This is a genomic window from Microcoleus sp. POL10_C6 (genome assembly GCF_036701585.1).
Lineage (GTDB): Bacteria > Cyanobacteriota > Cyanobacteriia > Cyanobacteriales > Microcoleaceae > Microcoleus.
On record NZ_JAUBRB010000024.1, the window covers coordinates 1 to 26,997 of the forward strand.

Sequence of the window (26,997 nt, forward strand, 5' to 3'; positions counted from 1 at the left end):
TTTGCACTTTACCCTCGCTCTCGCGAGCGCATAACCCAGGCTACGTCAAGTGCCATCGATATATTCAGCAAGCCCTACCTAAAACAAATAGGGCGCGCACCGCACGCCCTATCTATCAGCAATTAGCCAACAATTATTAGCCACCGATTTGAACTTTAACCACGCGGTTCTTTTCTGCTTCCGCTTTGGGCAAATTCAGGTGCAAAACTCCATTTTTGTACTCAGCTTCTACACTGTCATTTTGTACCCGTGCGGGTAGGGGAATCACCCGGCGGAACGAACCGTAACGGAACTCAGAGCGAGTCATGCCTTTATCTTCACTCTTAGTTTCCAGACGGCGTTCGCCGCTAATAGCAACGGCTTCTGCCGTTACTTGTACATCCAAATCCTTAGCTTCCATGCCCGGAACTTCTAATTTAAGGTGGATGGCTTCGGGAGTTTCATCGAGTTCGGCGGGGGGTACAAAAGCAACACCGTTAGATGCGCGATCGGTTGCCGGTGTCAAGCTATCAAACAACCGATTCATTTCTCGTTGCAAGGAGTCCATTTCCCGCAAAGGTTCCCAACGAATAAGTGCCATAACTAATACCTCGACTATCTGAAGTTTTTAGGGTTGAGAAACACTTGACTCAACCTGTATTTAATATATTCCAGCTTCCGAAATAGGGGGATTCGGTTTTCCGCAAAAAAGCCGATCGCATTTCCGAACATTCGCGATCGATACTGCTAAATAATTGCGGGTGCGGATATCCGATCCAACCCGAACAAAGCAATTTTAGATTTTAGATTCGAGCCAGGAATTCCCATCTAAAATCTAAAATCGAAGGTTCGATTAACTCCACCGCGAATGCTGATAAGAAGCGTAGGTATCAAACAAAGCACCCACCAAACCAAAAGTTAGACCGATGACGAAAAAACCCTGGAGGGGACAGCCGCTGCCGAAAGTAGCTAAGAACTGCAAAATCAGGTCTTCTCCAGAACGGCCTAATCCTTGGAGAGCAGGCACGAAGCGGATCAGCGAAAAGCTAGTCAATCCCGCACCGATTAACAATAAGGGGGCGACAAAGCTCAACAGGCTGGTGAGCAGTACAGAGCGAAGAAAATTGGGAAAAATGCTCATAAGAGTCAGTAAATTCAGCTAAACTGCCGAAAGGTGCAAGCAAACAAAACTTGTCCTTTTCTACGATAGGCAGCGATCGCCCTCCGTGGTCAGTTCTGTCAGAAATCTTAAATGTTATAGAAAAAACTTGTTTAAGATTTGTAGATAGATTTCATTTTTGGCAGTTGTTCTATACTCGAAATCCCCTTGAGCACCAGTACATCTTCGAGCCTCAGTTTGTGGAGTCAGCGGTTGCTGGCAGCAGCTTTATTGGGCGGCCAAGTCATGCTGCACTTGCTGAAGGGCAAAATTCATCGCCGCAACACCCTCGATCAAATGGCAGCAGTCGGCCCTGAATCTCTGCTGATTGCTTTGCTGACTGCGGGTTTTGTCGGCATGGTATTTACTATTCAGGTAGCGAGGGAATTTATTAACCTCGGTGCCGGCAATGTCGTCGGTGGCGTTTTGGCTTTGTCTTTGACGCGCGAACTCGGCCCCGTCTTAACAGCCGTAATCGTGACGGGGCGAGTAGGTTCGGCTTTTGCGGCGGAAATCGGCACGATGCAGGTAACAGAACAGATAGATGCCCTGCTGATGCTCAGAACAGACCCGATCGACTATTTAGTAATTCCCCGCGTCATTGCTTGCTGCTTGATGCTGCCAATTTTAACCATCATGTGTCTCGTCACCGGCATCCTCGGCGGACTGCTGATTGCTACGACGATGTACGGCATCTCTCAAAGCGTGTTTTTAGAATCAGTCCGCAATTTCCTGAGTTTGTGGGATATTTGCAGCGCGGCAATTAAGGCTTTTGTATTCGGTGGCTTGATTGCTGTAATCGGCACTAGCTGGGGTTTGACCACCACCGGCGGGGCAAAAGGCGTCGGCCAATCGACTACTACGGCGGTGGTGACGGCTTTGCTGGCTATTTTTATTGTGAACTTTTTCCTGACTTGGCTGATGTTTCAGGGAACGGGTTCTAGCGTACTCAAGGGCTTGTAAGCTAGGAAACAGATAAAATATGAATAATTGGCAACATTCGTTTACTACCCTTGATTTAAACCCGTGACTACAACTGCCTCTTCGACTGCGCCGACAAATACGATCGAACTCGCTCCGAGTTATGCGATTCCCCTAGTCCTGGTACTGGCGGCTGTACCGCTGCTGTTCGTGCAGAAGTGGGTGAGTTTGCCACTTTCTGTGTTCGGCTTGTTTCTGATGTACCAAACCGCCACCCTCCGGCTACAATTTACCCCAACAGATTTGGACATTTATCGATCGTCCAAGTTAATCCGCCGCTTTCCTTACCGAGAATGGCAAAATTGGCGGATATTTTGGCCTGCGGTGCCGATTTTGTTCTATTTCAAAGAAATTAACAGCATTCACTTTCTGCCGGTTCTGTTCGATCGTAAAATGCTACAGACCTGCTTAGAACAGCGCTGTCCCCGTCAAGACTAAAAAAGTTGTTAATTTTTAATTTTTAACTTTTCCGTGCCCTACGCCGAACAAAATTTCCCATGAATTCAGACGAATCTCCAACCCAAGAACCGCAACCACAACCAGCCGCCCCAAGCGGTGACGGCGAACCAAATTTACCCGTGAATGAGACGGAGTACCAAGTTCTATCTCAAACACAAGATTTGTGGATCGACGAAAATGAGCTGCCAGCCCAAGTTCCGGCAGAAACAAACCCGCCGTTGGACGAGGAAGATGCCGAAATCGCCCAATTCGTGGACGAAGCAGGCGCAATCGCCCAAATTGGGCCCAACAACGACGATGCCGAATCAGAAAGTCCGATCGCTCAAATCGATCCTCCCACAGCCTCCCAGCCAACAGCAACCGCAGAAACGGTAACGTACATCCCAGAAAATGTTACCGAACAGTTGGCAGAGAGAGTCAAAGAATTGCAGCAGCAAGAACAAGCTTTGACTGAAAAAATTGCCGCCTTGGAAGCCGACAAAGCCAATGCTATAGAAGCGTTGGGCCAGGCTCAAGCATCGATCGGGCGTTTGGTACAAGACGGCTTGATTCAACTAGATCAGCGCAAACAAGCGCTACAAATCGAAGTAGAAAAACTAGAACGCCGGCGCGATCGAATTCAAAAGGAAATGCGAACCACTTTTGCCGGCGTTTCCCAAGATTTAGCAATTCGAGTTCAGGGTTTCAAAGACTATCTAGTAGGCAGTTTGCAGGATTTGGCCGCCACCGCCGAACTCTTAGATTTGACGCCGCCGGTGCAAGAGACACCCAAGCAAATTGCTGCTGAGGAGTCTCAATCCTCAGCACCGGTAAATCCCAAATTTGCCGAACAGGGATTTCAAGAACAAGCCAAACAAATTCGCCGCACCCTCGATCAATACCGCACTGTCCCCGACTACTACGGCCCGCCTTGGCAACTCCGCCGTACTTTTGAACCCATCCATGCGGAACGAGTTTCTAACTGGTTTTTCACCCAAGGTGGAAGGGGTGCTTTGCGGACTATGGGTTCGCGCTTGCAAAATATCTTGATTACTTCGACAATTATTTCTGTGCTCAGAAGCGTCTACGGTGGGCGTGTGCGGACTTTGGTGCTCGCCAACAGTCCCGAACGTTTGGGAGAGTGGCGCCGGGGTTTGCAGGACTGTTTGGGCATTACTCGCAGCGATTTTGGCCCGGAAAGGGGGATTATTATGTTTGAGTCGGCGGAGGCTTTGGCTCAAAAAGCCGATCGACTTGTGAAAGATGGCAAATTGCCACTAATTGTCATTGATGAAACTGAGGATTTAATTAGTTTGTCAATCCTGCAATTTCCGTTATGGCTGGCCTTTGCTGCCGATCCGCAAACTTTGATGGCTGCTAAGGATTTTTGATTGGTAATTAGTAATTGGTAATTGGTAATTGCTAATTAGTAATTGCTAATTGCTAATTATGCTAGGGGAAAGGTTGCAAATTTGAAAAGTACACGAAATATCAAATTAAAAAATGGCTAGCTGGATAATTTTAAATGGCGCATTGCTAATAGCAGCTTATCTGCTGGGATCGATTCCGACTGGGTATGCCTTGGGGAAATGGATGCTGGGAATTGATATTCGAGAGGTTGGTTCGGGTTCGACTGGTGCGACTAACGTACTGAGGACTTTGGGGAAGTGGCCGGGGTTGGGGGTGTTGCTGGTTGATGTGTTGAAGGGGGTAAGTGCGATCGTCCTAATCCGCTACATTTACTCTCTCACTTTTACCCAGCAGCTAGCAACCGCCGCGGGTTTAGAAAATACTGCAAGTGTCATCCCTTGGATGGCAACTTTGGCTGGTTTCTCTGCTGTTTTGGGCCACAGCAAATCTATTTGGCTGGGGTTTACCGGCGGTAAATCAGTGGCTACGAGTTTGGGAGTTTTGCTTGGTTTGTACTGGCCAGTAGGTTTGGGAACTTTCGGAATTTTCGGGATAGTATTTGCGGTATCGCGAATTGTCTCTTTAAGTTCGATTATCGGGGCAATTAGCGTTGCTGGATTGATGTTTGCTTTACATCAGCCGCTGGCTTATGTATTGTTTGGAATTGCGGGCGGTGTGTTTGTAATTGTGCGGCACCGGAGCAATATTCAGCGGCTGTTAAATGGTACGGAACCGAGGATTGGAGAGAAATTGGAAACAGCAAGTAGCGATTAATCTGAAACGGCCTGACACCTTTTCAATTATTTCCCATAACTGGCCCTAGTTCCAACACAAATCCGGGCAAAACATTTTCCCCTGACAGCGTAACAGGGGACTGCAATATTTCTATTTCTTGATCGATCCTATAAATTTCCACACTCCGCGTTTGCGGGTCAATCAACCACCCCAAACAAACGCCATTTTCCCGATATTCCTGCATTTTATCTCGAGTTTCTCTGATAGAATCAGTGGGCGAGCGCAATTCCACTACAAAATCAGGACACAGTGGCGGAAATTTCCTTTTTTGTTCGGGAGTTAAAGCTTCCCATCTTTCGCGTTTTATCCAAGAAGCATCGGGAGAACGAGTTGCACCGTTTGGGAGTCTAAAACAGGTGGAAGAGTCAAAAGCAATTCCTAGATTCGGATTTTGGCGACTCCAAGCTTGCAATTGATAGGATAAATCCATATTACGGTTTCCAGTTTCTCCTCCCGTTGGTGGAACCATCAGCAGTTCTCCTTTTGCATTCCGTTCAAATTTATAATCGGGGTGATGTTGGCACAGTTCGTAAAACTGATCGTCTGTCAACTTGATCCACGGACTTAAATCTAATTTTAAAGTCAGCATGGCACTAACACCTATTTACCTAATTCTTGAGAACGCAAAGAAGCTGCTTTTACTGCTTCGATTAGCGCAGAACGAAAGCCGCTACTCTCTAATTTAGCAATTCCCGCAATAGTTGTACCGCCGGGACTCGTAACTTGATCTTTCAATTGTGCCGGGTGCATTCCCGTTTCTTGCATGAGCTTCGCCGTACCGAATACAGTTTGCAAAGCTAATTGAGAGGCGATCGCCCGTGGCAGTCCAGCACAAACTCCGCCATCTGTCAAGGCCTCTATCAAAATTGCTACATAACCAGGCCCGGAACCCGAAAGCCCTGTCACCGCATCCAGCATACTCTCAGGTACTTCTACCACTTCTCCTACGGCCTGAAAGATGCGCTTTACCAATTCTAAATCAGCCGGTTGAACAAGTTTTCCCGGAGCGATCGCGCTCATTCCCGCTCCTACTGTGGCTGGAGTATTCGGCATCACCCGCAGCACTCCCCGCCCCGGAAAGGCTGGTTCGAGCTTGCTGAGTGGCACTCCTGCCAAAATCGACACTACCAGCGCTTCTGGCTGGGAATTAGCCGTTTCTCCATTATTTCCCTGTTTGCGATCGGCCGCCACCGCCAACTCCAAAGCTACCGTATCAAAAACTTGCGGTTTAATTGCCAAAAACAGCACTTCTGTAGCAGCAGCAACTTCTAGATTGCTGGCTGTTGTTCCAATCCCGTAGGTTTCCGTCAAAAATTGGCGGCGTTCAAGTTGTGGGTCGCTCACCACTATTTCTGAAGGCAAATAAACTTTTTCTGCTATTAAGCGGGATAAGAGGGCTTCTCCCATTACCCCGCCGCCGATCGTACCAAATTTTATGTTTGTCATTAGTCAGTTATTAGTTAGTTGTTATTAGTTAGTTATTATTAGTTATTTGTTATTAGTTATTTTTCAATAGCCAACTGCCAACTGCCAACCGTCAACTGCCAACAGTCAACAGTCAACAGTCAACAGTCAACAGTCAACAGTCAACAGACTACTGAGCTACTGGAGCTTGTTCTGCCGGCCAGACTGTCGGTGCAGGAGCAGCAGCACGAGGCCGTCCTTGAGCAGGAGGCACTTCGTGAACCACACCAGACTGAGTTCTCACCTGCACGCAGCTAGGCGTAAACAAGAAAATACTTTCGCCAATTCGCTCTTGATGACCGTCAAGGGCATAAGTACCGCCCGCCACAAAGTCCACAGCTCTTTGCGCTTGGTCTGGGTCCATCACCGTCAGGTTCAAAACCACAGACTTGCGTTCCTTAAGGGCTCGAATTGCTGCCGGCATCTCTTCAAAAGTGCGCGGCTCCATTACTACTACTTCCGAAATCCCGTTCATAGCTCCAGGCATTCCAATCACGTTATTCATTACTGACCCTACTCCCCCGGTTGGTGCAACGACATCCATACCTGTCGATCCTACTACTGACCGCTCTCGCATTCTACGATTTTGACGACGTTCTTCTTCGGCTGCTGCGACGGCAGCGGGGTTGGGTTCAGGCGCTTGGTAGAAGTTCTGATAGCGCTCCCCTTCCGTTTCGTCGTAAACGTCATCGTACTCAGGCTCATTGTTGATGCCTACAAAATCTCGCAGTTTAGAAAAAATATTCATGATTTACGCTCCTTCACGACTTTGCTGCCCCGACTATACTCGCGTTGCGCGTTAGTCGCGGGTGGCTGACTATTCTATATTTAACCCAAATTGTCTTTATCAGAAGATTTCAATTACTTATCCCCTCCTAGAGCCAAATAAGGTTTGTCCTAGCCGTACCATAGTAGCACCTGCTTGAATTGCCAAATGATAATCTCCCGACATCCCCATCGAGAGCTGCTGCATTTGAATGCAGGGCAAATTTTGCTGCTGGATTTTCTGTGCAAGTTCGCGAGTGCTGTTAAATAATTCGAGGATTTGCGAGTCATCTAATCCCAGCGGAGGAATTGTCATCAAACCTTGAATTTTGATATGCTGACATTTGTTGAGTTCTGGAAGGTCGGCTAGCAGTTCTGGAACGCTCCAGCCGTATTTGTCCGGGTCGGGCAACATTTTGACTTGCAGGCAGACTTGTGGAGAGGAGGACATTTCCCCCGCCAAGCGCGAAAGTCGCTGAGCGAGTTTTAAATTGTCGAGAGAGTGAATCCACTGGAAATGCTCTAGGGCCTTGGCAGCTTTGTTGGCTTGCAAGTGCCCGATTAAGTGCCAGTTGATATCCGGCAAATCTTGCAGTTGGCTTTGTTTTTCGGCAGCCTCTTGAACCTTACTCTCGCCAAAATCCCGGATACCGCCGTCGTATGCTTCGCGGATAGCATCAGTCGGTACCTGTTTGGTAACGGCAATTAACCGCACTGAGTCCGGCAAGTGTTGGCGAATGCTGTTAATTCGAGAGGCTATGGTCATGGGTACTCAACGCTCTTGACGGGAGGGAAGGAAAATTAAGACAGTTACCAATTACCAAATTACTGATTTTCGTTATTGAAATGTGCGCTGGTGAATGGTCTGCAATTGGTCGTACTCGTGATATTGACCGCTGCGACGCAGGGTTCGCAGGCGAATTTCAACCATGAGGCGAGCGTCGGAGCGGCTGATTGGTTCAAATCTCAGCCCGCCAGGGCCGTTTGTCACCAAAAAAAACAGGCGCTGGGCGTATAGGGTGGTAAATAATTCTTGGCTGTCTTCAACCTGGGATACCCTGAAGAGGAGGCCAAAGTTTGGATGATTCAGGTAAGTTTCGGTAGTCATTCACGCTCACAATCGATCAATTTTAGATTAAAGATTTAGATTTTAGATTTTAGTTTCGCTCGATCGCCCGACGGCGTTGTTTGACGGCGGGCTACAAAGGGCGATCGCCGTAGCCGTGCAATAGTCTCCGTCATGGCTGAGGCTCAACTGCCACTGGCAATCTCCCCAAACAGAGGCTTGTGCTGCTGCGGTTCCGTGCAGTTGCACATTGGGAGCACCGTTTTCGGAGCGCCGAATTTCCACATCTGCATACCGTATTCCCCGCCATCCCGTGCCTAGAGCTTTGACAACGGCTTCTTTTGCTGCCCAGCGCCCCGCTAGTTGGTTGCAGGAAACTCGATTCATTTTACCTTTAATGCTGCTGTGTTGAGAATTTAGTTGCCCGCAATCCCTTTGTTCGGCGGGTGTGTAAACTTTTTCGAGGAAGCGATCGCCAAACCGGTCTAATACGGCTTGAATGCGCGGAACATATACGATATCTGTCCCAAGATAGATGTTCAAGGTCTTGGTTCTCTAAATATTTGTCTCCATTACTTTAGCAGGACTGTCGCGTAGCAGACAAAACTTACTCAACTCTAGGCCCGTGCTCCAAACGACGAGCTTCATCACTCATTCCCAATTCTTCAAAATTATTCTATCTAAAATCTAAAATCTAAAATCTAAAATCTCAACTGTCCCAACCCCAAACGAAGCGGGCGCTCCAGAGGACGAGCAAGCAGCCGAGGGCTATCCAGTCTCGGATTTTCAATTGCAACTGGTGCCATTCTACCCGGTGTCGATCGGGACTGGTGAAGCCGCGAACTTTCATGGCGCTAGCAATTTGTTCAGCTCGTAGGAGCAAGTTTTCTAACAGCCGCTCTGCTATCATCAACCAAACTTGAGCGGCGCTGCGAAATCCGAGTTTTTTCCAGTTTATCGCTCTGGTTCTGACCGATCGCACTAAATTTTGTATTTCTTCCAATACTAGGGGAATGAATCGCAAAGATAAAGTTAATGTTAAGGCTATTTCGGTAATAGGCCAATTCAAGCGGCGCAAGGGCTGCATTAAGTTTTCAAGGGCGGCGGTAATTTCTTCGCTGGCTGTGGTGAGAAGGTAGAGGTTGGTGCTGTAAATTACTGTGAAAAATAGGGTGCTGACGTTGATAGCTAAATCTAGGGATTTGCGGGTGATTTTAATCGGGCCTTGTTTGAATACAACGTAACGGTAGTTTGTGGGTTGGGGGAGTTGATTTGGGCTTTGGGCTTTGGAATTGAGGATTGGGGAGTTTGAGCCTAAGTTAAAAGATTGGTACCAGGGTTTGGGCTTTTGAGGGGCCCGAAGAGTTGCGGGCTGTTGGGAAAAGGTTAATTCGTCGGCGGGGATGCGGGGCTGGTGTTCTGCGGGGAGTCCGTCGGGGGCGATCGCGCTGAGGCAAAATACTAATAGGCAGAATAGCAGCAGCATTCCCATTTGCTGTTTCCACACGCGCAAGGGAATTGCTGCTGTTAGTGTCAGTACGATTAACATTCCTACTAGCATCAACCGCCAGATGGGATTGGCGAGTATTGGCGCAATCAGAAATGTCATCAGCCAGGCTAGTTTTACGCGGGAGTCTAGTCGGTGAAGCCAGGTTACGGGCTGTTCTAGGTAAAGTCCTATGGGGAGCGATCTAAGTAAGTCCATTTGGGGATTTTAGATTTTAGATTTTAGATTTTAGATTGTCGATTATTAATAATAATTTATTGAACCGCGAAGAAGCGAAGGAAGAGCAGAGAAGGAAGAGCAGAGAAAAAAACGCAATTTGCTTTGGTCGTTAAATTGCGTTTTTTATTGAATCTAAAATCGAAAATTACTTGACGCGCAGTGCTCTGTTTGTTGTGCTCATTTCTGTGGCACGAACTTTTTTGCCTCTCCAAAGTAGCCGCATTGGTGTACCGGTAAAGCCTAGGTGTTTGCGGAATTGGCTTTCCATGTAGCGGCGGTAGTTTTCGGTGAAGCGTTTGGGATCGTTGACGAATAGGGCGATTGTCGGTGGCTGCGATCGCACTTGAGTACCGTAGTAGATTTTGCCTTGTTTTCCTTGGCGGGTAACTGGGGCTGAGTGCCAGGTTGTGGCTTCTTCTATGACTTCGTTAATGACGGCGGTAGGGACGCGACGTTTGTGCTCGTCGGAGGCTTTGTCTACTAATTCAATGATTTTTTCAACTCGCTGTCCACTCATGGCGCTAACAAAAATCATTTCTGCCCAGTCGAGGAAATAAAGTCGGGTTCTGACTTCTCTTTCGTACTCGTAGATGGTGTCGGAGTCTTTTTCTACGGCATCCCATTTGTTGACGACTATGATGCAGGCGCGACCTTCTTGGCTGATGCGATCGGCTAATTTTTGGTCTTGATCCGTAACGCCGTCAATTGCGTCAATTACTAACAGTATGACATTGGCGCGGCGGATGGCTTTGAAAGCGCGGTTGATACCAAAAAATTCTGCGCCGTATTCGACGTTTTTCTTTTTGCGAATTCCGGCTGTGTCAATCAGGCGGTAGGTTTTACCGTTGCGTTCTACTAAGGTGTCGATCGCGTCGCGGGTTGTGCCGGAAATCGGGCTGACTATGGCGCGATTTTCTCCTAGAAATGCGTTTAACAAACTCGATTTTCCGACGTTGGGACGACCGATAATTGCTACTTTAATTTCCTCAACTTCTGGTAATACTTCCGTGGGAAGGTAAGTAATTAATTTGTCAAGCAATTCGCCGGTGCCGTTGCCGTGAATGCCGGAAATTGGGTAAGGTTCTCCCATTCCCAATTGCCAAAAGTCGGCTGCTTGGGTGAGTCCTGTATTTTCCGATTCGCATTTGTTGACGGCGAGAATGACTGGGACTTTTTGCAGTCTCAGCCAAGATGCGATCGCTTCGTCGCCGCCGGTGAGTCCAGTTTTTCCGTCTACTACGAAAATGGCTGCGCTGGCTTCTGCGAGGGCCGCCATGGCTTGTTCGCGAATTAAAGGCAGAAATTCTGTCTCGTCGTCGAATACTAGCCCGCCGGTGTCTACGACTTGATATTCCCGATCGCCCCAGTATGCTGGTCTGTAAGTGCGATCGCGCGTGATTCCTGGTTCGTCGTGGACGATCGCGTCTTGGGTGTTGGCTAAACGGTTGACGATCGTCGATTTGCCTACATTGGGGCGTCCAATAATAGCAACTATAGGTAGAGACATAAAAGTAGCAGCAATGAGGCTGCGCCGTAATTTTGAGCTTTAGTCTTGTATTGTAAGCTAATCTGACGAGATTTTTATAGATTGAGGCTGTGTTTCTCTCTTTTCATGCTGTAGGCGGTGTTTTACCGATCGCCTGTTTAAACATCGAACCCTAAAAAATAGCCACAGCCTATGGATCTGCATTCCCAGCCCCACTCTGAGAATTAGAAATAAAACTTAAATAACTCAACAAATCATCTCATCTGTGGTAATTCTTTGATGATTATGAAGGTAGATATAGGATTTTAGCGATCGGCTATTATTGAAAAAAAGCAGGAGTTTAGTTTTTGACGAAAGCTTAAAACAGCAGCTTAAAAATGGAAACTAAATTTCCCTCAAAGCTCAAAACATTAGGTGGTAATATGGCTGTTCTGCAACTAGAAGACGGTAGAACATATACGGATATCCGGGCGATCGCGAGTCAACTGGCCGTTTTAAATATTGAGATCGATTCCCTGCCCACAAACAAAAATCCGGCCTTTCAGGAACTGCTAGTTCAAGACATTCTCAATGTTACAGAAAAACAGCAGATTCTCGGAGCATTTAATAGCGAGTTTGAAGAGTTTAAGCGCGCCAGCGGATATAAGTGGTGCGACTTGAAAGTGCTGCATCCAGGTTCGCAGCAGATTTACGCGCTGATGACTCAAAGCGATCGCACTCACACCCACACAGATGCAGAAGTTCTTCACATTTTAGCTGGGGAATGCGTTTTTGGGTTTGTGTATTCTAACGGCTCTCAGGTACAATTAATGCTGCAAGCTGAAGAATACATTAAAGTACCTGCCAATACCGAACATTGGTTTTATCTCACTCCGTCGTTGTACTTGAAAGCCTTGCAGTATTACACCACCGCTCAAGGCTGGGTTCCTCAGTATACTAACAGGAAACTAAAAATTAAAAACTAAATCTAGGGTGCGCTTCGGCGCACCTTTCTCTATCAAAATAGGCGAGTGAAATGGCAACAATACAAACAAAGTATCTCTCTAAAAGACGAGAATTAAATGCTCTCTACTTCATTAGGTGCGGCCATTTCAATTTCTTCGCAACGCTGCAAAAGCGCTTCTATTTCTTGAGCTAAAAAAATTACTTCCGGCCACGAAGAACCGTTGATTAAATCTTGAGCGTGAGCTAATTTGTTTCTCAATGCTTCTGCTGACTTTAAAAAACGCTCCCCGTAGCGTTTGGATTTGAGCCCCAGCCGATCGACTATTTCAGCAGAAGTCAGGATTAAATCTCGCTTGTCGCAGAATTGCAGGTAATCAATTAAGTCAATTGCTTCATTTCTGGATCGCCCCAATTCCCAAAGGTGTTTTGCTGCTAAAATGCGATCGCCCTTAAGCAATTTCTGCCAAGAATCTTGGGGAAAGTAAATCCGCACGATCCGCAATAAATTCATTTCCAGAAGCGTCACCAATCCAAACAGCAGCATCCGCACTGGTGCTTTTTGTAAATCGCCGCAGGTAACGATCCCGTTGATCCTGTTGCTTTCCAATACAAATAATCTCGGTTTTTCTCGCAGCAGCGGCAGCAATTCCATTAAAGGAGTGGCAGCGGCAATTAATTGGGAGGGGTGAAAAATTTGCTGGTAGTCGCTGCACTTGCCTGTCTTTAAGTGCGATCGTTCTACATACCCGCAAACCGTGCCATTTTCTTCGATACCGAGCACGTCAAAATCCCGGGCCTCCATCCACGATCGCAATTTGGCTGCGTCTTCGCAAGCTGGGACAGCTTTCAGCGGTTCCGCGAGATATTTAACTGTAATGCTGTCTTTGAATAAATCCCGCAAGTCGGCGGAACTTGATTTTAAATGTTTCATCTCATGTCCGGTAATTTCATGGATCGTTGCCCGACAAAATAACAATTAATATTGTAACTGCCAGTAAAGACGCCGTATTACCGTGGGAGAATCTCAGTTTTGTAAAAAGGGTTTTTTAGAAGTGCGAATGTCCCCCTTGCAATCCTGTAAAATCAAAACTGAGATGCTGCCTTACCGTGTCCCTACAGATTTCATGATATTACTTACTGGCTAATTCCGGGCAATAATGATTGGCGGCAAGAGTGGTAATAATATCGGCCTCGGCGAGAAAACTTTCTTTGGCAGTTGGATTTTCGATACTGACAGCTTGCCCGATCGCTCTTAATTTAACTTCCGGCAGAGAAACTCCCGATTTTGCTTCCGCACACATTCTTTTAGCGGCCGCAATTTTTTGACCAGGGGCCCTTTGGATTGCTTGCAGTAAATTATCCGTTGCTTCGGGAGAGTAGCTTTTTGCTAAGCGTTTATAGTCTTCGAGAAATTTCCCATCGTTTCCTGTCAGCTTAATGTCGGATTCTTGAGGCGAACACAACAAACTTAAGTTAATTACTTCTCCCACTGAATTAACCAGAAAACATCCTTCGCGTTCTTGGGCGATCGCGCTTTGGTTGCTGGGTACAAATTGTATAATAACGGCGGACATAACAGCAGTTAAACGCGAGTAATTTAGCATGGAATTACGTGATATATTTAGCATTTCTAACCGCCGAATGCTGAGCAATGCGGGTGTTTTTGAATTAGAGCGTGTCCGGTAAATTAACCGAAATAATTGTAGGGCTGGTTTCACCAACAATCTATACTTCTAATAAAAATCTACATAACCCCGCCCTCCAAGCAGTCGGCAATTCCACAAAAATAATATCAGACGAACATTTCGTTGTCTAGGGAAGTTTTCATTAACAGCAAACATCCCCCTTGTGTGACGGGCGAATGTGTGGAACCGGGAAGCGATCGAATGTAGTCGCCTTGATGGCAAATTTCCCCTTCTACAATTAAGTCTCCTTCTAATACAAGCACTTCCTCCGAGGCAGCGTGTCGGTGGATGGGAAATGTTACTCCAGGTTCTAGTCGCATCAAGCAGGTAATTTCGCGCTTTTTTTTGTCAATGTAAAGCTTGCCGAACGAAACTCCCGGAACTCCATAAGATTTCCATTTGACATCGTGCGATCGCACGATTAAAGATGGAGTATTGTCCTCCGTTGGGGAGGTAACAATGGGCTTTAAATTGACTGATGCGGCAGGGGTTGGTGGCAGTTGGGCTATGCGCTGAAACAGGCGGTTTTTGAGGTCGGGTGCGACGGGAACTGGGGGGACTGTGTAGGCGATCGCGGCAATTGTTGATTCCAAAGCAGCTAATTCACTTGTAAGTTCTGGGGACTCTTTCAATTTCTCTGCAAATACGCCGCGTTCTGACTCGTCGAGGATATCGAGAGCTTGAAGGGCTGCAAGGATTTTATATTCCTCGTCTGGCATCATTTCCATCTGTTTTCCGCCATTAATTGTAATTCAGCCTAGGTTGATTTTAAACTGGAAATTGGTCTGCTGCCCTCGCACTCAAGATGGATGATTGGAGAGGTCATAATTTTAGATTGATGTTAAACAACTTAAATTTTGTTTTTTGACAATCTAAAAAATTTGTTCGCTCAAAGCTTGACGCAATTTGGAAATACCCAACCGAATTCTGGTTTTGATTGTACCTGTCGGGATACCAGTTTTAGCTGATATCGCCGCGCAAGTCAGCCCTTGGTAGTAGGCGAGTTCGATCGCCTGTTGCTGTTCCTTTGGCAGCTTTTCTAAGGCCGCTTTGACTTGTTCCCTGCGTTCTTTAAACATGGCATCTTCCATCGGTTCTGCAACGCTAGAGATGGGTACCTTCGCATCTTCCAGACAAGCTTCAGCAGCCCGGACTGTTCGCTGCATCGCTCGGAGCCGATCGAGGGAACGACTGCGGGTAAGCATGAACAACCACGTATCTGCTCGACTGCGAGAAGGATCGTAAGTTGCTGCTTTTTGCCAAATTTGGGAAAAAACATCGAGTACAACTTCTTCAGCTTCTTCTACCGAACCCAGGATTTTGTAAGCGAGAGCGTAACTTGGGCGACCGTAGCGATCGTAAAGTTTAGCTAATGCCGTTTGGTCTTTCCGGGCAATCTGCACTAAAAGCAGCGATTCATCGCCTGACTTCTGGCCTGTCATCTCAGTGTACCTAAAATTTTTGTTTTGACTGCACAGATCCAAAATTAAAAATTCGGCGTATATCACTACAGAACATAATTGTAAGTTTGAAGTTGGGGTACAAACTGGAGTATGCCTTTTTAGGCTAACTTTGTCGTGCTTTGAATTGTAAAAATCCCAAGTCATCTGGAATTTTACCACCTAATTAGTAATTTTTTTTAGACTTAGCAATCCGCTTTATGCAGAACGAAAAAATCCCTGAGCGTGAAGAGTCAAAACAGCGCCATTCACTCGTTCCCAAGCTTTGTTCGATCGCTCCCAAGAAGAGCCTGGGAACCCGTATAAGCGAGGCTGTGGCTCCACTCGATCGAGAGAAGCCGTGTCTGGGAGCAGGCATTCCCAAGCATAGTCCGGGAACGAGTAAATCCTCAATAACACACTTTTTTCCATAAATTTATCTTGAAGCACAGATCCAAAATTGCCAAACCTTCGTATACCACCAATAGGAGAAGGCTCAGCAATAGCGCAAAAGCCCGACAGGTTGACAGATTTCAACCTGTTGCTACAAAAGTAAAACCCGCGAATGCGGGTTATTTACCATTGATTTGTGCAAAAATTTCATTGAAATAAAGGTGCTAACTGTGAAGCTCACAAAAAAAATTCGCCGAACCATACTAGCTATTGAAGTAGCTTTAATTGCTCTATTAACTCCAGGGATAATTGTCGCTTCCGACCACGACGACGGCGAAGTAGATATCAAAGGTCGCGCGGTCAATTTAACTGACCTGTATGTATATCGCGAAAAAGACCAAAACTCCGGTGCTGCGGACGGGGATTTAGTATTTACTATGAATTCAAATCCCAGGTCTGTCGCCCGTTATCAATATTATTTCAGCACTACAGCCCTCTACCAATTTCATATCACGCAGGTAGGTGACGTGAATTCTACACCTACTGGACGCTCGGATATTATCTTGCGGTTTGCCTTCAGTCCGCCTAACAATCAAGGTATGCAAGCGGTAGCTGTAACTGTTGTTCGCAACGGCTCGGAGACTGTTGCTAAGACTACAGTTAACGGCGGGCTAATTGCCACAACTCCGCTGAATTCTAATGCTGTTTTGAATACAGTACCTGTGGGCGGTTCTAACTTGACTGTATTTGCGGGTTTACGCGAAGACCCGTTTTTCTTTGATGTGGAACAATTTTTCCGAGTTCGCGCCGCAGCTTTGGGAACGGGGCCGCGCACTGCTTTTAAACAACCGAATCAAGCGGTGGACTTTACTAAAGGTTACAACGTCAATACAATTGCTGTGCGCGTTCCGAAAGCGTTTTTGCAAGCAGGAACTGGGGCGAATACTTTTGATGTTTGGTCAACAGTTTCGATTCGGGATGGAGCCGGCGGTTTCAAACAATTCGAGCGTTTGGCGAGACCTGCAATTAATGAGGGTTTGATAGTTTCTCCCGCTTATCTGGAAGCATTCAATAATATTCCTCCGAGATTGGATTTGAGCGCTGCTGCTGCTCCGGTGCGTCAGGAAGCTGTTGCTACTCTGAATGCTGTGGATCTTTTGGACGGTCGGGATAATGTCGATCCAAATGCGATCGCCGGAGCTTTCTTACCCGATGTCATGCGGATCGATACCACAAAAACCAGCGGCTACGCTAGCGCTACAAATGCTCAAGGAAGCTTGATCGGAGGTCGTATGCTGATGGACGACGTTATTGATATCACTCTGGGAGCTTTGGTGGGTTCTCCGGTTAGCGATAACGTTTCATATAACGGAACTCCAGGAAATCCGGCTCAGGGACACAAACCTTTAGAACCGACTTTTCCTTATTTGGCTTTGCCTAATTAGTCATTAGTCATTAGTCATTAGTCATTAGTCATTAGTCATTGCTTATTGGCTAATGACTGATCGGAGATGCTTTTTTTAACCGCAGATGAACGCTGATTAACGCGGATGTATGAAAACTAAAACTAAACATGAAATAAAATCGGATATTTTCTCATGGGGGATGCTGATAGTAGTTCCTTTAGTTGGGATGGTAGTAGTAAATTTATCTCCTAATTTGCGTTTTATTTCCGATAATTTTTCTAACAAAAGTTCCAAAAATCTCGATACTAATTATCGATATCATTTCTCGGAAAGCTTGAGAAATAATCCCAATCAAAAGGAAGCAATTCAGCAAGAGATTGCTTTTTACCAGCAGCGGTTGGCCGTTGATTCCCGCAGCGGTTTGAACCGGGCGTCACTGGCGGGATCTTATTTAAAAATGGCTCGCGCTACTGGGGAGGGAGGTTGGTTTTTATTGGCAGAACAGGCGGCTCAAAGGTCGATCGCCGATTTGCCTTTTGAGAACAAAGGTGCGCTGTTAGTTTTAGCTCGAATTGCCGAGGCCAGACACGATTTTGCTACTGCTTTGCGCTTTGCTAAACAGGCGGGGTCTGACAATGAAGATGCGATCGCCCTTTCAGTTACATCTCACTTAGCAATGGGAAAAGTGAGCGAGGCAAATGCAGCCGCAGAAGCCTTAGTTAAGCGGGTTCCCAACTTGGGTTCTTTCACTTTGAGAGCTTTAGTGAGAGAGTCTCAGGGCCGAGATGCTGAGGTTTTGCAGGATTACCGCCAAGCAATGGCGGCGGAGGAACCGGGAGAGGTTGCTGGTTCGGCGCGGGCCCGCTCGCTCTTGGGTCGATTTTACGCGCGTCGCGGGCAGTTTGTGCAGGCGAAAGCGCTGTTTTTGGAGGCGCTGCGGTTGATGCCGCGATACCCGCTGACACTGATTTATTTGGCGGATTTGGAGACGCGGCAAGGCAATTATCGGGAGGCGGAAGGTTATTACAGCAAGGTTTATGCGTATTCTGGCGGGGTTGAGACTGTGTTCGATCGCATTGTCGATCGCGGTATGGCGAGGGTGAAGGATTTGCAGGGAGATGCGATCGAATCCCGGCGACTTCGGGACAAAGCAGAAGCGGGGCTGCGACAGGAACAGGTTTCTGGATCTGGCGGTTTTGGCCACCGCAGGGATTTGGCGAGTTTGCTGCTGGAAAAAGGTCGATCGCAGGATGTCGCGGAAGCGCTGGCGTTAATGCAGGAGGAGGTGAAAATTCGGCGGGATGCTGTGACGCTTGATACTTTGGCTTGGGCGCTTTCCGCCGCTGGGGAATGGCAAAAAGCCGATCGAGTGATGGCCGAAATAGTGCGATCGGGGATTCGCGATGCGGGTATGTTTTACCGGGCTGGTGCGATCGCCCGGACTTTAGGTAAGGATGCTGAATCTCGCGCTTATTTTCAAAAGTCCAAGGAAATTGACCCGACTTTTGACGATCGAGCTCGCCAAGCCTTGGGTTTGGGAAGTTATGAATTTTGAGATTAGCTAATAGCTGCAACTCCCCCAGCCCACCAGGGGTTGAAACCCCTGCCTAAAAGCTTAAGTCCTCTTGCATAGGACTAAAAGATTTCACTAAAAAGTAGAAAATCTTTTAGTCGGTTTTAACCGACTTTCGCTATGAGACGGGGATTTCAATCCCCGGCGGCCTTGCAGGTAAGCGCGCTGGAAAAATCACAACAAACACAAATAATTCATCCTAAAATCACTAAATAAACAGGGATTTATGCAGTACAAACTGAACCGAATTTCAAAATTATTTATCCTATTTTCTATGACACTTTCCTTGTTCCTAACAACCTCAACCCGACCAGTTTACTCGCACTGGTCAGACTTATCCGTAGCAGAAATAGTAGTCAACGATTTGCAAACCGAAATAACATTAACTTTCCCAACCGGCTTAACAAACTTCGCCGACGACAATCGAGACAGCCAGCTACAACCTGCGGAAGTTCGCAACCACCAAACACAGCTAGAAAAGTTTTTTAGCCAACAAATCCGCCTCACCAACAGTAGCAACATTCAAGGCTCCGTAGCAGTAAACCCGCTAGAAATAGCACCTAAAAGCACCAGTGTTATCCAGCAGCCCAATACCCACAGCACCTTAATTTTAGACTACACCTGGCCCGCACCTTCTCAAGATAAAACCCCCGGTTTACCTGACTCAATTTCCATCTCCAAACCAGAGAAATTGCGGATTAATTACAATCTGTTTTTGCCCGAAGTTCCGACAGCTAGCTGCCAAGCCACGATTGTGCAAGCGGGTGCTGTAAAAAGCTTTGTATTTACGCCACAAAACCGCGACTTTTTGTTAGCGGGAAATGAATCAATCTGGGATTCAGGTTGGAGTTTGCTGCTAGCAATAGCGGGAGCATTTGCTTGGGGATGCGTGCACGCGATGTCGCCGGGACACGGAAAAACCATAGTCGGCGCTTATTTAGTGGGTTCGCGGGCTACTCCGATACACGCTTTATTTCTAGCAGCGACGACTACAATTACTCACACTGCCGGCGTGTTTGCGGTGGGCGGAATTACTTTGTTTGCTTCTAACTTAATTGACCCAGAAAAATTAGATCCTTGGCTGAGTTTAATCTCAGGTTTATTAGTAGCCTTGATCGGGCTTAACTTATTATCAAAAATTAAGACGAGGTTGGTAGTTAGGACTGAAGTTTTCAAAAAAATTAAAAGTAAAGTTTTTAATAAAAACTGGTTTCTAAGGACTAAAGTCCTTAATGCGGAATGTGAAGAACCAGTAAATCTTTTGAGTAGAGGAAGTTGGGAGCGAGAATTTAAGCCTGTAAAACCCGATATATCTCACCACTACCACCATCACGGAGACGGCCGGATTCACTCGCATTTGCCGCCCGGTGCTGACGGTGATCCTATTACTTGGAAAAGCTTATTAGCATTGGGAATTTCCGGCGGTTTGTTGCCTTGTCCTTCCGCTTTGGTGATGCTGTTGAGCGCGTCGGCTTTGGGCAATGTTGGTTTGGGAATGACGTTAGTGGTGGCGTTTAGTTTGGGATTGGCTTTAGTGCTGAGTGCGATCGGATTAATCTTAGTTTATGCCAAACGAAATTTTGATAAACTGCCCAAACAGATCACAGCAGTCAAATTTCTGCCTGCGATTAGCGCGATGTTTGTAATGTTATTGGGGTTGGGAATTACCGGACAGGCGATGTTGAAAATATTGGCTGCCAATCAATGGGTAGTTGGCAATGGATAAGCATAAAATTAGGACTCTCCCTCCTAACGGCAAACTTACGAATAAGTCTGATTTTAGATACCCGATTTCTTGAAGAAGCCGGGTATCTGGGTATTCTGTTTTTTAGCCGTTGCTCACTTATCAGGCCGCACTATGTTTATTAATAATTTCGGCTAAATCCGGTACTCCGTTTTCCACGTAAGTCTTAGCTGAGGGGCGGAGTTTGGCATAGGCGCCTTTAACCATCGATCTTGTGCTTTTCTCGACCCTTTTGTCACTTATCTGGAGCAATTCGTCTGCTACTTCACCTTTTCTTTGGGCTAGATATTCTACTGGGTTGCCATTGTTTACGGCTTCAGTCCACATCGGATCGAGTGCGACCGAGATTTCTGGCAGAAGTTGATCGAGGACTTGGGCGCAATAGTCAGCCCGTATCCCCTTGACAGTAGAGTAGGCAGCTTTAAGAGCCAAACCACCCAATCCCGGCGCTGCTGCAACTTGTTGGTCTATCAACTTTACACAGTCATCAACAAAAGTTTCTCTGTGGTTTTCATTCAAGAGAATATCGCTAAGTCCCATTTTCACTTTCCTTGATTTAATAGTCAATGTGCTTATTAGCTTTAAGCTTAATTTGACATCATATATCTATTTTGAGCCTTTACTCAAGGTTTCCCAAGTTTTTTAAGGTTTGAATGTCTCTATAAGACAGCCTGATGTTGAGATTTGTTTAGTATTTTATGGGGATTAATGTTCTATATACTACTAATTATTGGCCTACGGTTTGTAGTAAGGGCTTTAGTCCTTATTAGGTGATATTAATGAGGACTAAAGCCCTGAGTACAAACTGATGAGTTGTGAACACTCACATAAAGAGAAGAACTCGAAAAAAATATTAGAAAGGCTCTGCCTAAGTCCGATCGCATTTGCACGTATGAGCTGGCACGTATCATTAGGATTGGACATTCGGCTGGATGCCTGCAGGTACTGCAACGATCGGAAGTTTCTGGGTTTGAGCCGGCCGATCGCTCGATCGCAATACCAAATTTTTCGGTAACGGCGCGGAAGTGCTTAGTCCGGGAAATATTTGAAGCGATAAGGTTAAGCCGGCAGCTAATAATAGTTTTTCTAACATGGCATTGTCTCCCATACATACGCCCTAGGGCATAATTCCTCTTACACCTACAACATATAAACATCCTCAGTCCCTTGGTGCGATCGCACGGGCATAGTTTAAGTGACATCTATCACCACTGAGCAGGGGGTGATGGGAATAGGGGGTGATGAGAATAGGGGGTGATGAGAATAGGGGGTGTGGGGAAGATTGGGAAATCTTGACTCGCACTTCTGGCGTCAACATCCGTTGAACGTGTTAAATCCTATACACGGCGCATTGCCAAACTTCCCTAAAAATCAAGAATTGTCCTAGAGAAAGAAGCCGTTGAGTCTCTCTCAAAGGTAGAATTAGCGCGTAGAAGTTATTTGACACAGCGGAGGTACCGACAATATGCTTGCATACATTCTGGCGTTGGCGGTCGGTCTAGGCAGCTTCAGTATTTACATGGCGGCCTTCTTTTTTCCAGAAGTGCACCGCAAAAGTGATTTTACGTGGAGCGGGGTAGGGCTTTTTTATGCGTTAATTTTATGGGCTTGTGCGGGACGAATTACTGGTGCTCTCCTGCTTGGTCAAATGGCGGGCGTGGCGATGTTGGGCTGGTTTGCCTGGGAAACTCTGACTTTGCGCCGGCAGGTGACGCCGGTTGCTGAGCAAACGCCGATTCCTCAGTCGGCGAATTTGGCAGCAGCAGGCGTGCCGTTTGCTGGCTTGTTTGCCAAGAAAAAAGAACCCGCAGCAGCGAAAAAACCTAAGTTTGTTCGATCGCCCAAACCGAAAACTGATGTGGTTCCAGCACCCACTCTGGATAAGGGCGAGGTAAAGCTAGAGGAACAGCCAGCGATTCCCCCCATAGCTGAAAGTATTGCTGAAAGTGCGATCGCTCCTGACTTGAAAATCCCCGACTCGAAACCACCTGCAATTGCAGAAATACCAGTGTTTTCAGTCGAAACTCCTGCTGCTGAGACTTCACAACCCCCAACAGAATCAGCAGCCAGCAGCTTCACTCCTCCACCTCTACCTCTAGAAATTTCAGAAATAGCCGTTGCACCAAGTGTGGAGCCAGCAGAGGCTCAGCCAGAACCTCCACAGCAGCCAGAAGCCGATGATTTTGACGAGGAAACAGAATGGAGGACAGCCGTTAAAGAGTCGCAGGCTGCAGCGGCAGCGGCGGCCCCAACTCCTCCTAAACCAGCTAAAAAATCCGGCGGTTTCGCAAGTCTGTTCGGCAATATCAAAAATAGTCTCGGCGGTATGTTGGGAAGAGGTGCGGGTAAAAACAAGTCTGATGCAACTCCGCAGACGCCAAAACCTTCAGTGACTCCAGAATCGATCGCACCTGAATCTCCAATAACGGCAACTCCTGCACCGGCTATCGACCAAATTCTCGAATCCGAATTAGCCCAGGCGGCTGCGGAAGTGGCCGCAGAAAGCAGCAACACTGTTGTGGAAACAAGCCTTGGAGTGCCGTTTCCCACCGATGTTGAAGCAATGGCCGAGTTGATGGCGGCAGACATCGCGAGTTTTGACAAAATAGGGGAAACTCCGATCGAAGATCGATCGTCTGCTGACACCCAGACACCTCTGGCTGCAGTTGGTGAACCGGAAGCAGCAGCCCCTGCTTTATCTCTGGAAACCCAGACACCTCTGGCTGCAGTTGGTGAACCGGAAGCAGCAGCCGGCATACCGGAAGCAGAAGCCCCTGCTTTATCTATAGAAATGACTGTGGTGGAAATGGCAGCGCCTGTAGAGATAGAAATACCGGGAGAACCTGGGTTGAGCGTGCAGGTGGAAACGGTTTCAGTATCAGTGATCTCGATCGAATCTACAGGTGAAGAACTCTCTTCTGAGGCAGAACAAACTGAATTGAGTCCCCCGAATCCCCCCGATCAGAATCTAGTCGAAACTGCTAAACCAACCACTGAATCCAAGTCTGAGAAACTATCCGACGAAGATAAGCCGTCATCTTAAGGCAGAAAACAAAAGGTAGAAACCAGAATTTTTTTTGATTCTGCCTTCTGCCTTCTGCCTTCTGCCTTCTGCCTTCTGCCTTCTTCCTTCTTCCTTCTTACTTTTTACTTTTTACTTCTTCCTTCTTCCCTCTTCCTTCTTCCCTCTTCCTTCTTCCTTCTTCCCTCTTCCCTCTTCCTTCTTCCCTCTTCCTTCTTCCTTCTTCCCTCTTCCTTCTTCCTTCTTCCCTCTGCCTTCTTCCTCCTGCCTTCTGCCTTCTGCCTTCTGCCTTCTGCCTTCTGCCTTCTGCCTTCTTCCTTCTCTTTTAATATTATGAAAGCAATTATGGTCGTGGGAACAACATCTCACGCAGGGAAATCTTTACTCGTGGCAGCTTTGTGTCGAATCTTTTCTCGGCGAGGCTGGCGGGTAACTCCGTTTAAAGGTCAGAATATGGCGCTGAATTCCTATGTCACAGCGGCCGGCGGAGAGATTGGTTACGCTCAAGCAGTGCAAGCTTGGGCTGCGGGCGTCGCACCTTGGGTAGAGATGAATCCGATTTTGCTCAAGCCACAAGGAGACATGACTTCTCAATTGATTGTCAAGGGCCGGGCGATCGCCAATGTGCGAGCATCTCAATATTACGAGCAGTATTTCGATCTCGGCTGGCAAGCTATTCGGGAATCTTTAGAATTTCTCAAGCAAGAATTTGACATGATTGTGTGTGAGGGAGCCGGTAGCCCTGCAGAGATTAATCTCAAACACCGCGATTTAACAAATATGCGGGTAGCTAAATATTTAAAAGCTCGGACTTTGCTAGTAGTTGATATCGATCGCGGTGGTGCTTTTGCTCACATCATCGGTACTTTGGAATTGCTCGATCCAGACGAACGAGCTTTAATTAAAGGATTCATTATTAATAAGTTCCGAGGACAAAAATCTATCTTAGATCCGGGCCTGACTTGGCTAGAAGAAAGGACGGGAATCCCGGTAGTTGGGGTGATTCCTTGGATAGACGAAGTGTTTCCCTCAGAAGATTCTCTCGATTTGCTCGATCGGCGTTCTCCCAATTCTCAAACCGACATAAATATTTCGGTCATTCGCCTGCCCCGAATTTCCAATTTTACCGACTTTGACCCCTTAGAGTCGGAAACTTCCGTCACCGTCAAATATGTCAGCCCAAAAGACCAGTTAGGCCATCCAGACGCCGTGATTTTACCAGGCTCTAAAACTACAATTTCCGATTTGCACGTGCTGCGCCAAACAGGTATGGCAAAAGCTATTCAAAATTATTTAGTAGCTGGCGGTACAGTCATGGGAGTTTGCGGCGGCTTTCAGATGCTGGGACAAAGTATCACCGATAAAGAAGGCATTGAGGGAGAAAAGGGAGAATTTCCAGGATTGGGATTGCTGCCTTTGAAAACTGCGATGGCACCGAACAAAATTGCCCGCCAACGAATCGTAACATCTAACTATCCTCAACCTGGTTTGCCAGTTTCCGGTTACGAAATTCATCAAGGAAAAACGCAAATCCTAGAGTCAGATTTGACTCAACCGCTATTTGACGATGCTAGTTTAGGCATTGTCAATACTTCTCAATCAATTTGGGGTACATACCTGCACGGCATCTTTGACAACGGAGCTTGGCGGCGAGCTTGGTTAAATCACTTGCGGCAGCAGCGGGGACTCCGCGCATTGCCTACAGGTATTCCTAATTACAGAGAACACCGAGAAGCTCTGTTAGACTCTCTAGCAGATACAGTGGAAAAGCATTTAGATATCAAGCATATTTTAGGTTAATTAGTTAACTATTGACTGTTGATTGTTGACTGTTGACTGTTGATTATTTTTTATTAGAGTTGAGGTTCAAATTCAATGACAAAAGTTTGTTTTTTACCAGATAACGTGACAGTTGAAGCTGAACCAGGAGAGCTTTTATTAGATGTAGCCAAACGTGCAGGGGTTTCTATTCCTACTGGCTGTCTCATGGGTTCTTGTCACGCTTGCGAAGTAGAAATTGATCAGGGAGATACAATCTGTGCTTGTATTTCCGGCATCCCTGCGGGGAAAAAGCAAGTGACAATCAATCTGTATGTTGACCCGACTTGGTAATTTGTCAGTTGACGGTTGACGGTTGGCAGTTAGTTGTTGGCATTAGTCATTAGTTAACAGTCAACAGTCAACAGCTAATTCTTTTGCCATTCTTGCTGTTTCTTGCGAGCAGATTGCAGCCATTTTTGGGATTCGGGATAAACCGTTGTGCCGGGTTTGACAGATTCTAATTGATTGATAATTTGTTGCAACTGGCTGAGGGAGGAACCGGGATTTTGAGAATTCACATCTTTTTGCAAGTTGGCCAACAAGCTTTTAGCTTCTTGCAAGGCTTTGGCAGAATCTTTTTCTGCTTCCAGTCTAATCTGGGTAATTCCTAAATTTTTTTGATATTCAGCGAGTTTAGTTTGAGCGTCGAGATAACCAGGGTTATCGACAGAAATCAATTTTAGTCGGTTAATTCCTTCTTGCCACAATTCTGCTATTTGCTCCCACTGTGCGGCGGGATGGGGAGGCTTTTGGGAGGCGACGGCGGCGGAGAGAGCAAATTCTTTAGCAGCTTCAATTAAGTTGTCAGCCTGCACAGAACCGGTGGCGACGCCGCCCATTGCTTGAAAGTCTCTTTCTGCTGCTTTGAGTGTTTTCTTAGCCGTTTCTCCTGCGAGGGTTTCGGCGGGAATTTGATTGAGTTGGTCGATCGCACTTTGCCAATTTACCGTCGCTTTTTGTCTATCCGCAGCAGTTTTGGCTTGCTGATACTCCTGTTTCGCGGCCTTTAGCGTTTGTTCGACTTGATTTAACTGAGTAAAAGCATTTTTTTGCTGGAAAATTTGAGCCTCCATCCGCCCGACATTTTTGCGGGCGGCTTGAAATTCATCGACTGTAAACCGCCAACGGCAGCCGAAAAAAGAGCAGTAGGTTTGTGGATAATAACCTAAAAACCAAACTGGCAAGGCGTCGAGGTGTTTTTGCGCCTCTTTTGCTTTAATTTCGCCCAAGTCAAAATCAGCGACAGCCGTGGCTTTATTCACCAGTTGATCGGATTGTTCCACAAGCGCGATCGCCTGGCGGTAATTGTGATCCATACTCATAAAACTCGGCAGCAATAATATCGGCATTGTTTTCGCCACGGGCCAGCGAATCATGGGAAAAGGTAGGTTAATCAGCCAAATTATCCCCGCAGCACTTCCCAGCAAACTCCCAGCAAAGATGATTTTACCAAACAATCCGGGCGGGCGGTTGGCTTTGACGGCTGCTTTGAGAGCTTGTTCGCTGAAGTTGGGAAATTCGTCTTTGAAGGTATCGCGGATTTCTTCTGTTGAGGCGAAAGTGCCGTTTTGCAAGCGTAACTTCTCCAACCGCTTGATTACCATCCGTCGGTAGACATCACCCGCTAGACTATCAGCCGCCGCACACTTGTCAACTTCGGCCCGCAAAATTTCAAAAGCTCGATCGGTAAGACGCGCCAT

30 protein-coding genes are annotated in these 26,997 nt (G+C 46.8%); 11 read left to right on the forward strand and 19 right to left on the reverse strand.

Annotation, left to right across the window (positions count from 1 at the left end; all coding sequences use genetic code 11):
* Nucleotides 1-136: 136 nt before the first annotated feature.
* Nucleotides 137-580 carry an Hsp20/alpha crystallin family protein gene (locus QUA34_RS15295; RefSeq protein ID WP_333036736.1) on the reverse strand — a complete coding sequence of 148 codons (444 nt, stop codon included), beginning with the start codon at nucleotides 578-580 and terminating at the stop codon, nucleotides 137-139.
* 252 nt (nucleotides 581-832) lie between these two features.
* Nucleotides 833-1,120, reverse strand: a complete 288-nt coding sequence (locus QUA34_RS15300; RefSeq protein WP_333321468.1) for a hypothetical protein — start codon at nucleotides 1,118-1,120, stop codon at nucleotides 833-835.
* Nucleotides 1,121-1,306: 186 nt separating this feature from the next.
* Between QUA34_RS15300 and QUA34_RS15305 the strand changes: the two genes are divergently transcribed.
* The 4 genes from QUA34_RS15305 (at nucleotide 1,307) to plsY (ending at nucleotide 4,741) form a co-directional block, all read left to right on the forward strand.
* Nucleotides 1,307-2,101, forward strand: coding sequence for an MlaE family lipid ABC transporter permease subunit (locus QUA34_RS15305; RefSeq protein WP_333321466.1), 795 nt, complete (start codon nucleotides 1,307-1,309; stop codon nucleotides 2,099-2,101).
* A 63-nt stretch (nucleotides 2,102-2,164) separates the two neighbouring features.
* Nucleotides 2,165-2,557 (forward strand): DUF3119 family protein, encoded by a 393-nt coding sequence (locus tag QUA34_RS15310; RefSeq protein ID WP_333387921.1) that lies wholly within the window; start codon nucleotides 2,165-2,167, stop codon nucleotides 2,555-2,557.
* 59 nt (nucleotides 2,558-2,616) lie between these two features.
* On the forward strand, nucleotides 2,617-3,948 hold the full coding sequence (locus QUA34_RS15315; RefSeq protein WP_333387923.1) for a DUF3086 domain-containing protein: 1,332 nt from the start codon (nucleotides 2,617-2,619) through the stop codon (nucleotides 3,946-3,948).
* Between the two features lie 112 nt (nucleotides 3,949-4,060).
* Nucleotides 4,061-4,741: a glycerol-3-phosphate 1-O-acyltransferase PlsY gene (plsY, locus tag QUA34_RS15320; protein ID WP_333387926.1), complete on the forward strand. Its 681-nt coding sequence runs from the start codon at nucleotides 4,061-4,063 to the stop codon at nucleotides 4,739-4,741.
* A 22-nt stretch (nucleotides 4,742-4,763) separates the two neighbouring features.
* On the opposite strand, the gene QUA34_RS15325 is transcribed toward plsY, so the two are convergent.
* The 8 genes from QUA34_RS15325 to der form a co-directional block, all read right to left on the reverse strand.
* A complete protein-coding gene (locus tag QUA34_RS15325) occupies nucleotides 4,764-5,351 on the reverse strand; it encodes a Uma2 family endonuclease (RefSeq protein ID WP_333321457.1) in 588 nt (195 codons plus the stop codon).
* 11 nt (nucleotides 5,352-5,362) lie between these two features.
* Complete coding sequence (gene proC, locus QUA34_RS15330; RefSeq protein WP_333387929.1) at nucleotides 5,363-6,208, reverse strand: pyrroline-5-carboxylate reductase; 846 nt, start codon at nucleotides 6,206-6,208, stop codon at nucleotides 5,363-5,365.
* Between the two features lie 148 nt (nucleotides 6,209-6,356).
* Nucleotides 6,357-6,974, reverse strand: a complete 618-nt coding sequence (locus QUA34_RS15335) for a cell division protein SepF (RefSeq protein WP_333080778.1) — start codon at nucleotides 6,972-6,974, stop codon at nucleotides 6,357-6,359.
* A gap of 117 nt (nucleotides 6,975-7,091) precedes the next feature.
* A complete protein-coding gene (locus tag QUA34_RS15340; RefSeq protein ID WP_333387932.1) occupies nucleotides 7,092-7,757 on the reverse strand; it encodes a YggS family pyridoxal phosphate-dependent enzyme in 666 nt (221 codons plus the stop codon).
* 72 nt (nucleotides 7,758-7,829) lie between these two features.
* Nucleotides 7,830-8,099, reverse strand: a complete 270-nt coding sequence (gene pipX / locus QUA34_RS15345; RefSeq protein ID WP_333058020.1) for a transcriptional coactivator PipX — start codon at nucleotides 8,097-8,099, stop codon at nucleotides 7,830-7,832.
* A gap of 42 nt (nucleotides 8,100-8,141) precedes the next feature.
* On the reverse strand, nucleotides 8,142-8,600 hold the full coding sequence (gene acpS, locus QUA34_RS15350; RefSeq protein WP_333321451.1) for a holo-ACP synthase: 459 nt from the start codon (nucleotides 8,598-8,600) through the stop codon (nucleotides 8,142-8,144).
* A gap of 166 nt (nucleotides 8,601-8,766) precedes the next feature.
* Nucleotides 8,767-9,762 (reverse strand): energy-coupling factor transporter transmembrane protein EcfT, encoded by a 996-nt coding sequence (locus tag QUA34_RS15355; RefSeq protein WP_333387935.1) that lies wholly within the window; start codon nucleotides 9,760-9,762, stop codon nucleotides 8,767-8,769.
* A gap of 166 nt (nucleotides 9,763-9,928) precedes the next feature.
* Entirely contained in the window at nucleotides 9,929-11,290 is a 1,362-nt protein-coding gene (gene der, locus QUA34_RS15360; protein ID WP_333387937.1) for a ribosome biogenesis GTPase Der, read from the reverse strand.
* A gap of 356 nt (nucleotides 11,291-11,646) precedes the next feature.
* Here der and QUA34_RS15365 point away from each other — a divergent pair, with 356 nt between their 5' ends.
* A complete protein-coding gene (locus QUA34_RS15365; protein WP_333080773.1) occupies nucleotides 11,647-12,234 on the forward strand; it encodes an acireductone dioxygenase in 588 nt (195 codons plus the stop codon).
* Between the two features lie 92 nt (nucleotides 12,235-12,326).
* Here the strand turns inward: QUA34_RS15365 and QUA34_RS15370 are convergent, their stop codons facing one another.
* From QUA34_RS15370 to QUA34_RS15390, 5 genes are all read right to left on the reverse strand, one after another.
* Complete coding sequence (locus tag QUA34_RS15370) at nucleotides 12,327-13,145, reverse strand: hypothetical protein (RefSeq protein WP_333387939.1); 819 nt, start codon at nucleotides 13,143-13,145, stop codon at nucleotides 12,327-12,329.
* Between the two features lie 199 nt (nucleotides 13,146-13,344).
* Nucleotides 13,345-13,842 (reverse strand): DUF732 domain-containing protein, encoded by a 498-nt coding sequence (locus QUA34_RS15375; protein WP_333387941.1) that lies wholly within the window; start codon nucleotides 13,840-13,842, stop codon nucleotides 13,345-13,347.
* A gap of 164 nt (nucleotides 13,843-14,006) precedes the next feature.
* Nucleotides 14,007-14,621, reverse strand: a complete 615-nt coding sequence (locus QUA34_RS15380; RefSeq protein ID WP_333387944.1) for a cupin domain-containing protein — start codon at nucleotides 14,619-14,621, stop codon at nucleotides 14,007-14,009.
* A gap of 150 nt (nucleotides 14,622-14,771) precedes the next feature.
* Entirely contained in the window at nucleotides 14,772-15,341 is a 570-nt protein-coding gene (locus QUA34_RS15385; RefSeq protein ID WP_333387947.1) for a sigma-70 family RNA polymerase sigma factor, read from the reverse strand.
* 216 nt (nucleotides 15,342-15,557) lie between these two features.
* Complete coding sequence (locus QUA34_RS15390) at nucleotides 15,558-15,770, reverse strand: hypothetical protein (RefSeq protein WP_333387949.1); 213 nt, start codon at nucleotides 15,768-15,770, stop codon at nucleotides 15,558-15,560.
* Between the two features lie 191 nt (nucleotides 15,771-15,961).
* On the opposite strand from QUA34_RS15390, the gene QUA34_RS15395 reads away from it, so the two are divergent.
* From QUA34_RS15395 to QUA34_RS15405, 3 genes are all read left to right on the forward strand, one after another.
* Nucleotides 15,962-17,176: a DUF4331 domain-containing protein gene (locus tag QUA34_RS15395; RefSeq protein WP_333387951.1), complete on the forward strand. Its 1,215-nt coding sequence runs from the start codon at nucleotides 15,962-15,964 to the stop codon at nucleotides 17,174-17,176.
* A gap of 109 nt (nucleotides 17,177-17,285) precedes the next feature.
* On the forward strand, nucleotides 17,286-18,692 hold the full coding sequence (locus QUA34_RS15400; protein WP_333387954.1) for a hypothetical protein: 1,407 nt from the start codon (nucleotides 17,286-17,288) through the stop codon (nucleotides 18,690-18,692).
* A gap of 292 nt (nucleotides 18,693-18,984) precedes the next feature.
* The gene (locus tag QUA34_RS15405; RefSeq protein WP_333387957.1) at nucleotides 18,985-20,436 is read left to right on the forward strand and encodes a HoxN/HupN/NixA family nickel/cobalt transporter; all 1,452 of its coding nucleotides are present in this window, start codon (nucleotides 18,985-18,987) and stop codon (nucleotides 20,434-20,436) included.
* Between the two features lie 120 nt (nucleotides 20,437-20,556).
* Here the strand turns inward: QUA34_RS15405 and QUA34_RS15410 are convergent, their stop codons facing one another.
* Both QUA34_RS15410 and QUA34_RS15415 read right to left on the reverse strand, forming a co-directional pair.
* A complete protein-coding gene (locus QUA34_RS15410; RefSeq protein ID WP_333387961.1) occupies nucleotides 20,557-20,994 on the reverse strand; it encodes a DUF6918 family protein in 438 nt (145 codons plus the stop codon).
* A gap of 370 nt (nucleotides 20,995-21,364) precedes the next feature.
* A complete protein-coding gene (locus QUA34_RS15415; RefSeq protein WP_333080764.1) occupies nucleotides 21,365-21,547 on the reverse strand; it encodes a hypothetical protein in 183 nt (60 codons plus the stop codon).
* Between the two features lie 372 nt (nucleotides 21,548-21,919).
* Here QUA34_RS15415 and QUA34_RS15420 point away from each other — a divergent pair, with 372 nt between their 5' ends.
* Entirely contained in the window at nucleotides 21,920-23,497 is a 1,578-nt protein-coding gene (locus QUA34_RS15420) for a Ycf66 family protein (RefSeq protein ID WP_333387964.1), read from the forward strand.
* A gap of 111 nt (nucleotides 23,498-23,608) precedes the next feature.
* Here the strand turns inward: QUA34_RS15420 and QUA34_RS15425 are convergent, their stop codons facing one another.
* Nucleotides 23,609-23,845 carry a hypothetical protein gene (locus QUA34_RS15425; protein ID WP_333387966.1) on the reverse strand — a complete coding sequence of 79 codons (237 nt, stop codon included), beginning with the start codon at nucleotides 23,843-23,845 and terminating at the stop codon, nucleotides 23,609-23,611.
* On the opposite strand from QUA34_RS15425, the gene cobQ reads away from it, so the two are divergent.
* A complete protein-coding gene (cobQ, locus tag QUA34_RS15430; protein ID WP_333387969.1) occupies nucleotides 23,810-25,276 on the forward strand; it encodes a cobyric acid synthase CobQ in 1,467 nt (488 codons plus the stop codon). The genes QUA34_RS15425 and cobQ overlap by 36 nt on opposite strands.
* Nucleotides 25,277-25,351: 75 nt before the next feature.
* A complete protein-coding gene (locus QUA34_RS15435) occupies nucleotides 25,352-25,588 on the forward strand; it encodes a 2Fe-2S iron-sulfur cluster binding domain-containing protein (protein ID WP_333387972.1) in 237 nt (78 codons plus the stop codon).
* Nucleotides 25,589-25,662: 74 nt separating this feature from the next.
* Here the strand turns inward: QUA34_RS15435 and QUA34_RS15440 are convergent, their stop codons facing one another.
* Nucleotides 25,663-26,997, reverse strand: coding sequence for a hypothetical protein (locus QUA34_RS15440; RefSeq protein WP_333387975.1), 1,335 nt, complete (start codon nucleotides 26,995-26,997; stop codon nucleotides 25,663-25,665).